This is a genomic window from Enterococcus sp. DIV1444a (genome assembly GCF_051712125.1).
Classification (GTDB): Bacteria; Bacillota; Bacilli; order Lactobacillales; family Enterococcaceae; genus Enterococcus; species Enterococcus faecalis.
Genome location: NZ_JBIOOG010000001.1, coordinates 1,934,277 through 1,949,758, shown reverse-complemented (window position 1 = coordinate 1,949,758; position 15,482 = coordinate 1,934,277). Strand labels below are relative to the sequence as shown.

The window sequence follows — 15,482 nt, the reverse complement described above, 5'->3', positions numbered from 1 at the left end:
AAAATAAAAAAGACAAAACAATAAACGGGAGGGATCGTTTATGAATATTGAAAAAATGACAACCACGCTACAAGAGGCGATTGCTGAAGCTCAAAAAGTTGCGGTGACACGGCAACATCAAGAAATTGATATCGCACATTTATGGAAAATTTTTCTTCAACCAAACCATTTTGGGCGTAATTTTTACACTGATGCTGGTTTAGATGTTGACGCATTTGAACGAGAAGTAGATAACGCGTTAGATGAATATCCAAGTGTGGCGGGCGGTAATGTGCAATATGGTCAAAATTTAAGTCAAAATTTGTTCCATTTATTGCAAGAAGCTGATTCACTTCGAGAAGAATTTCAAGATGAATTTTTATCAACCGAAATTGTACTTTTAGCTTTAATGAAATTGAAAAATTATCGTTTAACAAAATATTTAATGCAACAAGGCATTACTGAAAAAGAGTTAAGAAAAAATATTGAAGAGATGAGAGGAGGAGATCGTGTGACTTCTCAAAACCAGGAAGAACAATATAAAGCACTAGAGAAATACGGTGTCGACTTAGTACAACAAGTAAAAGCAGGAAAACAAGATCCAATTATTGGTCGTGACGAAGAAATTCGTGACGTTATTCGGATTTTATCAAGAAAAACTAAAAATAATCCAGTCTTAATTGGTGAACCAGGTGTTGGTAAAACAGCGATTGTTGAAGGATTAGCACAACGAATCGTTCGTAAAGATGTTCCTGAAAATTTAAAAGATAAAACCATTTTTTCTTTAGATATGGGCGCCTTAATTGCGGGAGCAAAATTCCGTGGCGAATTTGAAGAACGGTTAAAAGCTGTTTTAAAAGAAGTGAAAAAAAGTGATGGCAAAATCATTTTATTCATTGATGAAATTCATAATATCGTCGGAGCTGGTAAAACAGAAGGCAGTATGGACGCCGGGAATTTATTAAAACCGATGCTAGCACGTGGTGAATTGCATTTAATCGGTGCCACAACGCTTGATGAATATCGCCAATATATGGAAAAAGATAAAGCCTTAGAGCGTCGTTTCCAAAAAGTATTAGTCAAAGAACCAACAGTAGAAGATACAATTTCTATTTTGCGTGGCTTAAAAGAACGGTTTGAAATTCACCACGGTGTGAATATTCATGACAATGCTTTAGTTGCTGCTGCTACTTTATCCGATCGCTATATTACTGATCGTTTCTTACCAGATAAAGCGATTGATTTAGTCGATGAAGCAAGCGCAACGATTCGAGTGGAAATGAATTCGATGCCAACAGAGCTCGATCAAGTAACACGTCGGTTAATGCAACTAGAAATTGAAGAAGCGGCCTTGAAAAAAGAATCGGATGACGCAAGTAAAAAACGGTTAGCCAACTTGCAAGAAGAATTAGCAGATTTGCGTGAAGAAGCCAACTCAATGAAAATGCAATGGGAAACGGAAAAAGAAGAAGTTAATGCGGTTTCCAACAAACGTGCAGAGATTGATAAAGCAAAACACGAATTAGAAGATGCTGAAAATAATTATGATTTAGAACGAGCTGCTGTTTTACGTCATGGAACAATTCCGCAATTAGAACATGAATTGAAAGAATTGGAAGAAAAGAACGCCAAGGATAACGTCAAAATGGTACAAGAATCGGTTACTGAAAACGAAATTGCGCAAGTGGTCGGTCGTTTAACCGGCATTCCTGTGACAAAATTAGTTGAAGGCGAACGAGAAAAATTAATGAAACTGAATGAAACATTACACAAACGTGTGATTGGTCAAGATGAAGCTGTGGATGCGGTTAGTGATGCGGTGATTCGTTCAAGAGCAGGCTTACAAGATCCAAATCGCCCACTTGGTTCGTTCCTTTTCTTAGGACCAACTGGGGTTGGTAAAACAGAACTTGCTAAAGCTTTAGCTGAAGATTTGTTTGATTCTGAAGATCATATGGTACGGATTGATATGAGTGAATACATGGAAAAACATGCCGTATCTCGTTTGGTGGGTGCCCCTCCAGGCTATGTTGGTTATGAAGAAGGTGGCCAGTTAACGGAAGCTGTTCGTCGAAATCCATATACAATTGTCTTATTAGACGAAATTGAAAAAGCGCACCCAGATGTCTTTAATATCTTATTACAAGTTTTAGATGATGGTCGTTTAACAGATTCTAAAGGTCGGGTCGTCGACTTTAAAAATACAGTTTTAATTATGACAAGTAACATCGGTTCTCAGCTTTTATTGGAAGGTGTGACACCTGAAGGAACAATTCCAGAAGAAGTTGAAAATCAAGTCATGAATATTCTAAAAGGACACTTTAAACCAGAGTTCTTAAACAGAATTGATGATACCATTTTATTCACACCATTAAGCTTGGATAATGTGAAAGGAATCATTGGTAAAATGACCGCACAACTTGCTCATCGTTTAGAGCAACAAGAAATTGTATTGGAAATCACTGATGAAGCTAAAACATGGATTGCTGAAAATGGGTATGAACCAGCTTATGGGGCTCGTCCATTAAAACGTTTCATTACTCGTGAAGTCGAAACACCATTAGCAAAAGAAATTGTTTCTGGTCGAGTAATGCCAAAAACGAAAGTCACGATTAGTCTATTAGACAATCAATTAGTTTTTGAAAATGAACCGATAGAAGAAGTGTAAAAAAAGAACGAGCGCATGCGCTCGTTCTTTTTTTATTATGACAATCGTTGCTTAATTTCTTCCAACAAGTCCTCTTCTGAAGAAACTACCCGACCATTCAATTTAATCAAACCAACTGTGTAAAGGTTTAAATAATGAAATTGATTTTCAGCGACTTCGTTCAAAGCGGCAAGCTTTTGGTGATTATCAGCACCTTGTTGGCGGCTGTCTGTGTAAAGGGCAACCACCGGGATCCCTTTGGCATAAGCAACACCAATTTCGGAAGCTACGCCCGCATCAATGGTTGGGCCATCTAATAAAGCAACCAATAAGTCGCTAGCAAGGACGTTTTCTGTATCTGCTAAGGCAATCATTTTACTATCGGCATAAGCAGATTTGTCGTTAATCGCCGCATTTTCTTGTGGTAAATAAAGATCGATTGTTTTATCCAATTGTCGAATTTGTTCGACTAAATAAGCATTATAACGTAAGTCAGCTTGCGAAAATAAAGGTCCTGCAAAATAAATTTTTGTCATTTGTCTGTCTCCAATCCAAGGGTTTAGAAATAATCACTGAAATAAGCTTCTTGGTCAGGAAAAATCCGTTCCAAAGAATTTAAAGTTTCTTTATCTGTATCAATGCGCTCAATTCGATGTAAGTACGAAGGGCGTCGGTAATTCATGACTAAACAAGTTAGTGTTTGAATATCTAAGTGAACGGAGGTGCCTAGAGGTTCATCCGTAATGGTTACTTGATCATTTTCATCCCAAATTAAGCCAAAAATACCATTATTCCACTCAGCGACAGGATCTTTAACGACAAAATGGAATGGCTTAGCCGTACTTTCAAAAGGAAAATTTTCTAAAAAGGCTTTGACATCAACAATTCGAGCCATATAATAGGGCTCAATGCTTTCTTTAATTTGACTATCTTCTAAAAGAAAGGCTAATGGTTCGTTTTTATAGATATCGCCCTTGACCCAATAAACCATCGAAAAATGCGCAGTAATAAAATTCCACAAGCCATTTCGGGCTTCTTGGTTTAAGTAAAACATTTCCTTAATATGGAACACCTCATCGGCCACCCAATAGAAAAGTACTCCTAAAGGTTCTTGATTGGCACCATAATAGACAGCAGCAGTCCGTTCTTCCTCGTTTTCGAAACGCCAATATTCTTCCCAGTTGAAGGCACTACGAATGAGCGCGCCGTGATTTTGACGAGCGAATCGTGCATAGACATCAAAGACATCCGGGTGATCGACTGCTAACCGTTCAATCATTCCTGGAACGGGAACGGTTTTTGGTAATTGCGTATCCCGAATTTTAAAAGATAACTTGTCAGACATGATTTCCCAACCTTTACGTCGGTAATAAGGAATGTTGTAAGGGAAAAGATAAGAAATCCACTGTTTATCTTGGCGCATTTCTTCTAATGCCGTTTGAATCAAATCTTTCATTAAACCGTGGTTGGCATATTCAGGATAGGTACCGACACCAGTAACGCCGCCCATTTTATACAAAGCACCATGGATATTGACTTCGCATGGATAGATAGCAATTTGTGAAATTAATTGATTTTCGTGAAACCAGCCAAATACTTTTGAAAGTTCTAAAATCGGTTGTTTTGATTTGATAAATGCGCGTTTGTTTTCAAAACCACTTTCTTCAATATCTGCTTCAGTCACTTGAAAAACATAGGAAAGAAGTTCATTAAATTGATCAATGTGTTCTTCCTCAACAGGCTTTAAGGTCAGTTGCTTGCGAAATTCTTGTTCATCCATTTTTCCATCTCCAATAAATTTACTGTTTTTAGTATACCAAATTTTTCGAAACTCTGTCAGCCTTTCGATACCAAAAGAATAAAAGGGAAGTGCTTTAAATCTTCTTCAAAAATTGGTATAATGAAAAGTGCTGATTATCCTAGACCTTTAAACATGATAATTTGATAAAAAAGGCAACTAAAATATAACAATTGATTGATGAAGCTAGCAGGGAGCTAGCTTTTCTTAAAAGAAATGAGGCAAAAAATGAACAGTAAAGAAATGAAAGCAAGACAAGAGAAAATTCGTAATTTCTCGATCATTGCCCACATTGACCATGGGAAGTCAACTTTAGCCGACCGGATTTTGGAAAAAACAAATACAGTTAGCAGTCGAGAAATGCAAGATCAATTACTTGATTCAATGGATTTAGAGAGAGAACGCGGCATTACCATCAAATTAAACGCAATTGAATTAAACTATACAGCCAAAGATGGTGAAACCTATACTTTCCATTTGATTGACACACCAGGGCACGTCGATTTCACCTACGAAGTTTCTCGTAGCTTGGCAGCTTGTGAAGGGGCTGTTCTAGTTGTTGATGCGGCGCAAGGAATTGAAGCGCAAACGCTAGCAAATGTCTATTTGGCATTGGATAATGACTTAGAAATTTTACCTGTTATTAATAAGATTGACTTACCCGCCGCTGATCCCGAGCGTGTTCGGACAGAGATTGAAGACGTAATTGGAATTGATGCATCGGAAGCTGTTTTAGCAAGTGCAAAAGCAGGGATTGGGATTGAAGATATTTTAGAACAAGTGGTGGAGTATGTACCAGCTCCATCAGGCGATATTGAGGCTCCTTTAAAGGCTTTGATTTTTGACTCTATTTACGATAGTTATCGGGGGGTCGTTTTAAATATTCGTGTAATTGACGGTGTCGTTCGTCCTGGGGATAAAATCCAAATGATGAGTAACGGTAAAACTTTTGATGTAACAGAAGTCGGCGTTTTTTCACCGAAACCAATCGCTCGTGATTATTTAATGGTTGGCGATGTGGGTTATATCACCGCTAGCATTAAAACGGTTCAAGATACACGGGTCGGGGATACAGTGACTTTGGCCGACAATCCAGCAGCAGAAGCACTACCAGGCTATCGCAAAATGAATCCAATGGTATATTGTGGCTTATATCCAATTGATACATCGCGCTACAATGATTTACGGGAAGCATTAGAAAAATTACAATTAAATGATGCGGCGTTACAATTTGAACCGGAAACATCGCAAGCTTTAGGGTTTGGTTTCCGTTGTGGTTTCTTAGGTTTGCTACACATGGATGTTGTTCAGGAACGTTTGGAACGAGAATTCAATTTAGAGTTAATTACAACAGCACCGTCTGTAATTTATCATGTTAATAAAACCGATGGCACAACCGTCGTTGTTGATAACCCAGCTGAATTTCCAGAACCAGTAACAATCGAATCTGTGGAAGAACCTTATGTTAAAGCACAAATCATGGTGCCAAACGATTATGTAGGAGCAGTAATGGAATTATCACAACGTAAACGTGGCGAATTCATTACAATGGATTACTTAGATGATTATCGTGTAAACGTAGTTTATGAAATTCCGTTATCTGAAATCGTGTTTGACTTTTTCGATAAATTGAAATCAAGTACAAAAGGGTATGCATCCTTAGATTACGAAATGGCTGGCTATCGTACCAGCCGTCTAGTGAAAATGGATATTCTATTAAATGCTGAAAAAGTGGATGCGTTAAGCTTTATTGTTCACCGAGATTTCGCATTTGAGCGTGGGAAAGCGATTGTTGAGAAACTGAAAAAACTAATTCCACGTCAACAGTTTGAAGTCCCAGTTCAAGCGGCGATAGGTCAAAAAATTGTGGCTCGTTCAGATATTAAAGCCTTACGCAAAAACGTACTGGCTAAATGCTATGGTGGCGATGTTTCTCGTAAACGTAAATTGTTAGAGAAACAAAAAGAAGGGAAGAAACGGATGAAACAAATTGGGTCCGTGGAAGTTCCTCAAGAAGCCTTTATGGCGGTTCTGAAAATGGATGAAGATGATCAGAAAAAATCATAAATTTATTCTTTTTTAATTGAAAGTGGGACATAAGTCATTTCGACTTGAGCCGACCTCCAAAAGTTAGATTTCTAGGTCTAACTTTTGGAGGTCGGCTCAATTTTATGTCCCACTTTCTAAATCTTAAGATAATCAGTTGAACAAAAGAAGACTTTTAAGAAAATCCTTTTTATTTCTTAAATCTAAACATTTATTCTTTAACCATACATTATTTTAGTAAAAAATAGATTAATTTACTAAAATAATATATAATAAAGGTAAAATTAGGAGGGAAGCATATGACGTGTATTTCATTATCGATTTTAAATCAAGAACAAGAAGTTAGAAAAGCTAAGATAGATGATTCAGATTCTTTGAAAGAGTTAACTATTACAGGAAAAGATTTTGTTTGTTTAGCTGCTCGGGATTGTCAATTACAAGACGGCGATGTGATTCAAGTTTGTTTAGATACGCCCAATACTTATTTAATGGTGAAGTTAGATGCTACGCTTGATAGCAGTTTAATTTATGTTCCAGAACAAAAATGGACGTTTCCAATCACAAAAAATGAAAACGCTATCGAAGCGCGAGCAGCGTATCGTTTTGAAACCAAGAAACCTTATATAAGTGTGCGTGTTGCCACTAAAGAAGAAATTAAGAGTTATCGTAATTGGGCGTTAAATCCACATGATTTACAACATTTTACTGGTGCGTATCCTCATGCATCTGCCAACGTGGAAACGCGAAATGATGCCACTTTTTTTGCTTGCAATGCGATTGACGGTACCTTCGCTAATCTTTATCATGGACCGTATCCTTATCAATCATGGGGGATTAATCAGCAATTAGATGCCGCATTAAAAATTGAATTTGGGCGTGAAGTCTTGTTGGATAAAGTGATCTTAACATTACGAGCGGACTTTCCTCATGATAATTATTGGCAACAAGTGACTTTAAAATTTTCCGACGGTACACATGAGGTCTTTAAAACTGTTAAGACTGAGCAACGCCAGAGCTTTACCTTTGCGAAACGGGCAGCGGAGTGGGTGATACTAACAGAGTTAATTCAAGCAGATGAACCATCACCATTTCCAGCATTAACACAAATTGAATTATTTGGTCAAAACAAATAAAAAATAAGGACGGTTCCTTTATAGGAGCGGTCCTTATTTTTTATTTCTGGCGTGGGCTAGTTGTCGATTGGCGGACAACCAATTCTGTGTTTAACAGGACTCTACGAGGAATGCTAGGCATTTGAATTCGTTTGTGCAATAAATTAATGCCTGTCTCGCCCATTTCTTCAGTAAAGGCATGGACAGAGGATAGCGGCGGTGAGACATATTGAGAAATAGAGATATCATTGATCCCCATGACACTAATTTCTTCAGGAACCTTTATACCGTGTGCGGCTAACGTATGTATCACACCGATTGCAAAGGCGTCATTATAAGCAAGAATCGCAGTAGGTAAATCATTTCCCCATTTTTCTAACGCTTCTTCTGTCAATTGTTCCCCCGTTTTGACATCCAACATGCCATTTTCTTTTAAGATAAAATAATCTTCGTTAAACAAGTGATAATGCTGCATAATGTCAAGATAAGCGTTGGTTGTCGGTGTTTTATAGCGACGGAAACCATACATATTTTCGCTTTCTTCGGCACCAATAAAGGCAATTTTTTCGTGGCCCAATTCCAAAAGATGGGTTAAGGCAATCTCGGTTGCTTGATAAAAATCAGTATTTACAGAATCAAATTCTTCCAGGGGAAAATTACTGCCAATTACACAAAGATTGGGATGTAGTTGCTGCAACTCTTGTAACGTCTTTTGAGTGAATTTACCAATTGCCAAAATGCCATCAATCCCTTGAAGGTTATGTTGTTCCAATTGAGAAACTTTTAGAATATTGTAACCTAACTCTTCGGCCCGTTTTTCAGCGCCTAAACGAATCGACATATAGTAAATATCCGTTAGTTCTTCGTCATCTGAACGCCACTGAACGACGGCAATCGAAGGCTCTTGCGGAGCTGTTTGTACGGAAAGGTTAGGTGTCAGTTGCTCCTGCTGTTTGTTTTTATTTTTAGTTTTATATTTCGTATAATTCAGGGTTTCTGCTGCTTCAAAAATTTTTCGCTTGGTTTCCTCTGTAACGGATAAGTTTGGATCATAGTTCAGAACTCGCGATACAGTTGAAATTGAAACATTCGCGACTTTTGCGATATCTGTGATAGTTGCCATTCTAAATGCCTCCTTCTCAAGTACTATTATAGCATATAGTATATTTCTTTTTAGTAAAAAAAAGCAAGAAAAAGCTTTTTTTACTTTTTTTTAGCAAAAACTATTGATTTTTTGACTAAAAAAATATACTATAAAGTCAAAGAAAGCGCTTTAATTCGATGGAGAAGGTGGTTTAGTGAAAAGATTTTCACTTTTTTTACTAATTTTACTTGCTTTAACAGGTTGTAAATCCGGTGAAAAAGAATTTGATGAAGAATCTCTTCAAAATCTAAAGGAAACGGCACAGTCTTATTCAGAAACAGAATTACAAAATGGTGACGTTCGTTTAAATGAATATATTTCTTTGAAAGGGGAGATTGTTGAGAGCGACAGCCGTTCCAGTTTAATAAAAAAAGGTGATCGTTTTATTTTGAAAAGTGGTTCTAGTAAATATCAAGTTTTTAATGAGCAAAAGAAAAAATTGAAGATTGGTGACGAAGTGACAGTTTACGGAGAATATTACGGCTTTTTGAAAGGGACATTAATTGAAAGTGAGGAGAATCATGATTCAGCCACGAATTAGACAGAATTCTTTTGAAACATACGAAGAAGTTGCAGAAGGATTTGAAGATTTATTAGCGCCACTGGAATTGTTTTTTGATCGAGAGTATCAAGGTCATCTGGATTTAGGGACACACGGGACAGTTTATTCTAAAGGAACACGTGATGCGGAGGCATTTTTACGACCATTATGGGGACTAGGTCCTTATGTAACGCAAAATGAAAGTGAGTATTTGAATGACTTTCTAACGGGAATTATCGAAGGAACCGATCCTGAGAGTTCATCTTATTGGGGAAAAACAAAAGATTATGATCAATTGATTGTTGAGATGGCAGCATTAAGTACATTTCTTTTGTTAAACAAAGAAAAAACGTGGGACCAATTAACAAAAGAACAGCAAAACAATTTACACAGTTGGCTGATACAAGCCAATGAAAACATTATTCCGCCAAATAATTGGCATTTCTTTAGAGTGTTGCTGAATTTAGCGATGAAACATTGTGAAATGCCGTATTCAAAAGAACAGATTGCTGTTGATTTGGCTGTAATTGATCGTTTTTATGTCGGTAATGGTTGGTATTATGACGGAGTCGAGACACAAGTTGATTATTATGTTTCTTTCGCTATTCATTATTATAGTTTATTGTATTGTCGTTTTGCCCCGGAAGATACCACAAGAGTGGCTATTATGAAGGAACGAGCAACTTTGTTCGCGCAAGAGTTTAAATATTGGTTTACTCAGCCAGGAGAAGCGATTCCCTTTGGACGTAGCTTAACGTATCGTTTTGCTCAAGTGTCATTTTTTAGTGCCTTAGTTTTTGCAGATGTTGAAGCATTGCCGTGGGGTGAGATCAAAGGTCTAATCAGCCGACATCTTCATCAATGGATGAACAAAGATATTTTTACAACAGATGGATTATTGTCGGTAGGTTATGATTATCAAAATATGGTCTTTGCCGAAGGCTATAATGGTCCTGGTTCACCTTATTGGGCCTTTAAAACATTCATTTTGTTAGCGGTTCCAAAAGATCATCCTTATTGGCAAGCAGAAACACAGCCTATTAGCTTTCCAGAAAAACACTTACCTTCACCAGAAAGTCGGAACTACTATCAAGTAAATGATGCAGGGACACATGGTTTAATGTTTCCAGCGGGACAATTTATTAATTATCAAGCTCATGCGCATGATAAATATAGTAAATTTGTTTATTCTTCCCATTTTGGTTTCAGTACTATAAAGAGTGATTATTGGTATTACGAAGGTGCTTATGATAATTGCTTGGCTTTAGCTGAAGACGACCATTATTTCCGCACGAAAGGATTAGATGATCAGTACGAAATTCTTGATGATCGTATCATTCATCAATGGCATCCTTGGTCCGATGTAGCAATCAAAACGACAATTGTACCATTAGAAGGCCAACATTTACGGATCCACGAAATTGAGACACAACGTGCATTAGTGGCTTATGAAGGTGGCTTCTCAATCCCGCTCTTCGATGAAAAGGTCACTTGTGTTTCTGATCAAATGGCTGAGGTAAAAAATGCAAAAGGTGTGTCAAAAGTAGAAAATATCAACGGTTTTTCTGAAGCTGCGATTATTCGGACAGAACCGAATACAAATTTACTTTATCCGTTAACGGAGTTGCCATATTTGAAAACAAACTTGTCGAAAGGGAAACATCTTTTAATTTCATTGGTGACAGGCGTACTACCGAATGAACAAATTGAGTCAGTTAAAGTTAGGTTAAAAGAAAATCAGCTTTTAGTTGAAGAAAAAGTTGTAATTTTGGGGAATTAGGGGGAGAAATACACAATGACAGAAAATGGACAGATTGAGTGGTTGCCGAAGCAAATCAGTTTTGCTTTAAACAAAGTTCGAGGAAATTTAGAGACATTTAAAGAATTAGTTCCACCCGCGGCAAGTTTAAATCAAATTTATTATCCTGAAGAAAATATTGACTGGACGGCCAGCTTTTGGCCAGGAATGTTATTTTTAGCAAAGGAATTAACAAATTCAACAGAGTTCGATGAGGTGATTGCCACACAGATGGCTTCTTTTCAACATCGCTTGGATGAACAAATTGAGCTGGAAACACATGATATAGGCTTTTTGTATATTTTAACAGCCATTGCTGATTATCAAGTCAATGGTCATGAGGCCTCAAAAGAAATGGCCTTGCAAGCTGCGGACTTATTAATGAAACGTTATTCACCAAAAGCCAAGATTATTCAAGCTTGGGGGAATTTAGACGATCCAGAGCAACGAGGTAGAATGATTATTGATTGTTTAATGAACTTACCATTATTATACTTTGCAGCAAAAATGACCGGCAAGCAAGAGTATTATGAAGCTGCCTACAATCATGCGAAACAAACACAAAAATATATTGTGCGAGAAAATCACACCACGTTCCATACGTATTATTTTGATACGGAAACAGGCGAAGCCTTGTACGGAAAGACACAGCAAGGATATTCAGATGATTCTTGTTGGGCTCGCGGCCAAGCCTGGGGAATTTACGGCTTTACGTTAAGTTATTTATATACAGGAGATAGTAGTTTTCTGGAAACAGCAAAAAATGTTGCTGATTACTTTATTCAAGAATTACCAGAGGACAAAATCTGTTACTGGGATTTAATTTTCAATGAAGGGAGTGAAGAAGAACGTGATAGCTCATCTGCTGCAATTGCTGCATGTGGCTTACTAGAATTATCTCGTCAGCTTCCATTAAATGATGAAAAACATGGCTATTATGAAAAGGTTGCGCTAGAACTATTACAAGCATTAGCGGAAAAGTATACAACGGTTTTACGACCAGAGTCGAACGGCCTATTGCTTCATGGTGTCTATGATAAAAAAACAAATACAGGAGTCGATGAATGCATGATTTGGGGCGACTACTTTTATTTGGAAGCGTTAACTCGTTTAGCGAAAAGCTGGTATTCTTTTTGGTAATTCATGGAGGAAAACTCCTAAAAAATAATAAATAGCGGAGGTAGTACAAATGAAATTTTGGAAAAAAGGCCTAACAGCGGCAGCGTTGTTAGCGGTGGCGGCAGTAACTTTAACAGCATGTGGAGGTTCAAGTGAAAAGAAAGCAACTGAAAAGAGTGAAGATGGCAAAACAAAATTAACAGTAACTACTTGGAATTATGACACGACCCCAGAATTTGAGAAATTATTCAGAGCTTTTGAAGCGGAAAATCCTGATATCACTATTGAACCGGTGGACATTGCTTCAGATGATTATGACACAAAAGTAACAACGATGCTTTCATCAGGAGATACGACGGATATTTTAACCATGAAAAATTTACTTTCATATTCTAATTACGCGCTACGCAATCAATTGGTGGATTTAACCGATCACGTTAAAGATTTAGATATCGCACCTGCCAAAGCAAGTTACGAGATGTATGAAATCGATGGCAAAACCTATGCTCAGCCTTACCGTACAGATTTCTGGGTATTGTATTACAATAAAAAAATGTTTGATGAAGCCGGAATTGCCTATCCCGATAACTTAACTTGGGACGAATATGAAGCGTTAGCGAAAAAATTATCTAAACCAGAAGAACAAGTATATGGTGCCTATCAACATACTTGGCGCTCAACCGTTCAAGCGATTGCTGCTGCTCAAAACAATGCCAATTTGATTGAACCAAAATACAATTATATGGAAACTTATTATGATCGCGCATTGAGAATGCAAAAAGATCAATCACAAATGGATTTTGGAACAGCAAAATCAACAAAAGTAACGTATCAATCACAATTTGAAAATTCAAAAGCGGCGATGATGTACATGGGTAGCTGGTACATGGGGACTTTATTAACCAACATTGATGATGGCAAAACAAATGTGGAATGGGGGATTGCCGAAATACCACAACAAGAAAAAGGCAAAGCAACTACTTTTGGCTCACCGACAAGTTTTGCAATTAATAAAAACAGTAAAAAACAAAAAGCTGCTCAAAAATTCTTAGACTTTGCTTCAGGTAAAGAAGGTGCAAAACTTTTAGCAGAAGTAGGAGTGGTTCCTTCTTATAAAACAGATGAAATTGACAAAATCTACTTTGCAAGAAAAGGAATGCCTTCAGACGAAGTCTCACAAAAAGCCTTTAACCCAGATACAATTAATTTAGAATTCCCATCTGATAAAAACGGTGCCGCAATTGATAAAGTATTACAAGAAGAACATGACTTAATTATGGTCGGTGATGAAAAACCAAAAGATGGTATTGCTAACATGGAAAAACGTGTCAAAGGAGAGATAGACTAACTATTATTTCCTGCAAAAACACAAAGGATTGATGAAAAAATAAGCTGAAATGAGTAACCTACAATGAATTTCGGCTTATTTTTTTAAATAAAGAATGTAGCTTGAGTTTGGAAGGAGGGCCTGTTAAGTTTACTTAACAGAATACAATTATGGAAATTACTTCAAAAACAAAAACAGCAAATAAATTGAGACGAAAAAATACGTGGACTGCGTTATCTTTTATCGCACCAAACTTTATTGGCTTTTTCCTCTTCACTTTAATCCCGGTTATCTGTTCACTGATTTTAGCTTTTATGAGTTGGGATTCTTTTTCAACTCCTGAATTTGTTGGAATGAAAAATTTCACCAAAATGATTCATGATGATACGTTTTGGATTTCGTTAAAACAAACGTTCATCTATACGATTGGTGTTGTTCCGTTAACATTGATTTGCTCATTAGGACTAGCGATTTTGTTGAATCGTAAAATTAGAGGGATGAAATTTTTTAGAACGGCTTTTTTCTTTCCTTATGTAACGTCATTAGTTGCGATTGCGGTCGTTTGGAATATGCTATTTCATCCAACAATGGGACCAATTAATCAATTTTTGAAATTGTTTATTGAAAATCCTCCTGGCTGGACATCTAGTTCTACTTGGGCTTTACCAGCAATTATCATCGTTAGTGTGTGGCGCTTTATGGGGTATTATATGATTTTGTATTTAGCTGGTTTACAAAGTGTGCCAAGAGAATTATATGAAGCAGCGTCAATGGATGGAGCGGGTAAATGGAATCAATTTTTAAATGTTACCTTACCTTCACTACGACCAACGACCTTTTTTGTGACTATCATGCTTGTAATTAACTGTTTTAAAGTGTTTGACTTAGTTCAAGTTATGACTGGTGGTGGACCAGGACGTGCAACGAATGTGTTAGTTTATGAAATTTACAATGAAGCCTTTGTGAAATTTAATTTTGGTTATGCATCAGCCATTGCGATGGTCTTATTCATCATCGTTCTAGCGATTACTGTGGCTCAATTTAAATGGAATCAACATCAAGAGAAAGTTTAGGAGGAGAAAAGATGGAAGCAACTTTTTCAAAAAAAGAAAATACTCGAAAAGCAAAAACGAAAAAAGCAGAAAAAGTCACACTTGGTGGGATCCTTGTAATCATTCTCTTATCTTTACTTGCGTTAATTACTTTGGTGCCTTTCATTTGGATGGTTTCAGCATCATTTAAAACAAACAATGAAGTTTTCACTATTCCAATTCAATGGATACCTAAAAGTTGGCATCCCGAAAACTATTCCGTTATTTGGGAACGCATTCCGTTGTTAACTTTCTTTAAAAATACGTTATTTTTAAGTATTGTGATTACAATTATTCAACTATTTACTTCAAGTTTTGCGGCATATGGCTTTTCAAAAATGAATTTTAGAGGAAGAGATACACTTTTTATTACGTACATCGCAACAATTGCTATTCCTTGGCAATCGTATATGATTCCACAATTTATTATGATGCGTCAATTAGGTTTGACTGACACGTTATGGTCACTTGTTTTATTACAAGCATTTAATGCATTTGGGGTCTTTTTACTGAAACAATATTACAGCAGTATTCCAGATTCACTATGTGAAAGTGCGCGGATTGATGGGTTAAGTGAGTGGGGAATTTATTGGAAAATTATTTTACCATTAACCAAACCAGCTTTAGCCAGTCTCACGATTATTACTTTTGTGAGTACATGGAATGACTACATGGGCCCCTTCATTTATTTATCTTCTACTGAGAATAAAACGATTCAGTTAGGTTTGAAAATGTTCGTCGGTTTATTTGATGCCGAATATGCCTTAATCATGGCCGCATCAGTGGTTTCTATTTTACCAGTAGGGATTGTCTTTTTAGCAATGCAAAAATACTTTGTTGAAGGCATTGCTACATCTGGAATGAAGAATTAGGAGGAAGT

At 36.9% G+C, this 15,482-nt stretch carries 12 protein-coding genes; 9 read left to right on the top strand and 3 right to left on the bottom strand.

The annotated features are described in order from the left end of the window. Positions 1-40 precede the first annotated feature (40 nt). Positions 41-2,647, top strand: a complete 2,607-nt coding sequence (gene clpB / locus IGI87_RS09380) for an ATP-dependent chaperone ClpB (protein WP_002356811.1) — start codon at positions 41-43, stop codon at positions 2,645-2,647. A 35-nt stretch (positions 2,648-2,682) separates the two neighbouring features. Here the strand turns inward: clpB and IGI87_RS09375 are convergent, their stop codons facing one another. Beyond that, on the bottom strand, positions 2,683-3,162 hold the full coding sequence (locus tag IGI87_RS09375; protein WP_438736807.1) for a nucleoside 2-deoxyribosyltransferase: 480 nt from the start codon (positions 3,160-3,162) through the stop codon (positions 2,683-2,685). A 23-nt stretch (positions 3,163-3,185) separates the two neighbouring features. Next, the gene (locus IGI87_RS09370) at positions 3,186-4,406 is read right to left on the bottom strand and encodes a GNAT family N-acetyltransferase (RefSeq protein ID WP_104854750.1); all 1,221 of its coding nucleotides are present in this window, start codon (positions 4,404-4,406) and stop codon (positions 3,186-3,188) included. Positions 4,407-4,652: 246 nt separating this feature from the next. On the opposite strand from IGI87_RS09370, the gene lepA reads away from it, so the two are divergent. Both lepA and IGI87_RS09360 read left to right on the top strand, forming a co-directional pair. Next, positions 4,653-6,491 (top strand): translation elongation factor 4, encoded by a 1,839-nt coding sequence (lepA, locus tag IGI87_RS09365; protein WP_438736805.1) that lies wholly within the window; start codon positions 4,653-4,655, stop codon positions 6,489-6,491. A gap of 278 nt (positions 6,492-6,769) precedes the next feature. Further along, complete coding sequence (locus IGI87_RS09360) at positions 6,770-7,603, top strand: hypothetical protein (RefSeq protein WP_002400814.1); 834 nt, start codon at positions 6,770-6,772, stop codon at positions 7,601-7,603. A 40-nt stretch (positions 7,604-7,643) separates the two neighbouring features. Here the strand turns inward: IGI87_RS09360 and IGI87_RS09355 are convergent, their stop codons facing one another. Beyond that, the gene (locus tag IGI87_RS09355) at positions 7,644-8,705 is read right to left on the bottom strand and encodes a LacI family DNA-binding transcriptional regulator (RefSeq protein WP_002356832.1); all 1,062 of its coding nucleotides are present in this window, start codon (positions 8,703-8,705) and stop codon (positions 7,644-7,646) included. 175 nt (positions 8,706-8,880) lie between these two features. On the opposite strand from IGI87_RS09355, the gene IGI87_RS09350 reads away from it, so the two are divergent. The 6 genes from IGI87_RS09350 (at position 8,881) to IGI87_RS09325 (ending at position 15,474) form a co-directional block, all read left to right on the top strand. Beyond that, positions 8,881-9,267, top strand: a complete 387-nt coding sequence (locus IGI87_RS09350; RefSeq protein WP_002356835.1) for a hypothetical protein — start codon at positions 8,881-8,883, stop codon at positions 9,265-9,267. Next, positions 9,248-11,047, top strand: a complete 1,800-nt coding sequence (locus tag IGI87_RS09345) for a DUF2264 domain-containing protein (protein WP_438736802.1) — start codon at positions 9,248-9,250, stop codon at positions 11,045-11,047. The genes IGI87_RS09350 and IGI87_RS09345 overlap by 20 nt, the downstream gene beginning before the upstream one ends. 15 nt (positions 11,048-11,062) lie before the next feature. Next, a complete protein-coding gene (locus IGI87_RS09340; protein ID WP_002362143.1) occupies positions 11,063-12,205 on the top strand; it encodes a glycoside hydrolase family 88 protein in 1,143 nt (380 codons plus the stop codon). A gap of 49 nt (positions 12,206-12,254) precedes the next feature. Further along, entirely contained in the window at positions 12,255-13,532 is a 1,278-nt protein-coding gene (locus IGI87_RS09335; RefSeq protein WP_438736799.1) for an ABC transporter substrate-binding protein, read from the top strand. 149 nt (positions 13,533-13,681) lie between these two features. Next, a complete protein-coding gene (locus IGI87_RS09330; RefSeq protein WP_002356840.1) occupies positions 13,682-14,584 on the top strand; it encodes a carbohydrate ABC transporter permease in 903 nt (300 codons plus the stop codon). Further along, positions 14,557-15,474 carry a carbohydrate ABC transporter permease gene (locus IGI87_RS09325; protein WP_438736797.1) on the top strand — a complete coding sequence of 306 codons (918 nt, stop codon included), beginning with the start codon at positions 14,557-14,559 and terminating at the stop codon, positions 15,472-15,474. The genes IGI87_RS09330 and IGI87_RS09325 overlap by 28 nt, the downstream gene beginning before the upstream one ends. The last annotated feature ends 8 nt before the right edge of the window (positions 15,475-15,482 follow it).

Excerpts from the sequence above, each read along its gene's own strand:
- IGI87_RS09370 (WP_104854750.1), bottom strand. The coding sequence starts at position 4,406 with ATGGATGAACAAGAATTTCGCAAGCAACTGACCTTAAAGCCTGTTGAG.
- IGI87_RS09375 (WP_438736807.1), bottom strand. The coding sequence starts at position 3,162 with ATGACAAAAATTTATTTTGCAGGACCTTTATTTTCGCAAGCTGACTTA.
- IGI87_RS09360 (WP_002400814.1), top strand. The coding sequence starts at position 6,770 with ATGACGTGTATTTCATTATCGATTTTAAATCAAGAACAAGAAGTTAGA.
- IGI87_RS09330 (WP_002356840.1), top strand. The coding sequence starts at position 13,682 with ATGGAAATTACTTCAAAAACAAAAACAGCAAATAAATTGAGACGAAAA.
- IGI87_RS09355 (WP_002356832.1), bottom strand. The coding sequence starts at position 8,705 with ATGGCAACTATCACAGATATCGCAAAAGTCGCGAATGTTTCAATTTCA.
- IGI87_RS09345 (WP_438736802.1), top strand. The coding sequence starts at position 9,248 with ATGATTCAGCCACGAATTAGACAGAATTCTTTTGAAACATACGAAGAA.
- lepA (WP_438736805.1), top strand. The coding sequence starts at position 4,653 with ATGAACAGTAAAGAAATGAAAGCAAGACAAGAGAAAATTCGTAATTTC.
- IGI87_RS09335 (WP_438736799.1), top strand. The coding sequence starts at position 12,255 with ATGAAATTTTGGAAAAAAGGCCTAACAGCGGCAGCGTTGTTAGCGGTG.
- IGI87_RS09325 (WP_438736797.1), top strand. The coding sequence starts at position 14,557 with ATGGAATCAACATCAAGAGAAAGTTTAGGAGGAGAAAAGATGGAAGCA.
- clpB (WP_002356811.1), top strand. The coding sequence starts at position 41 with ATGAATATTGAAAAAATGACAACCACGCTACAAGAGGCGATTGCTGAA.
- IGI87_RS09340 (WP_002362143.1), top strand. The coding sequence starts at position 11,063 with ATGACAGAAAATGGACAGATTGAGTGGTTGCCGAAGCAAATCAGTTTT.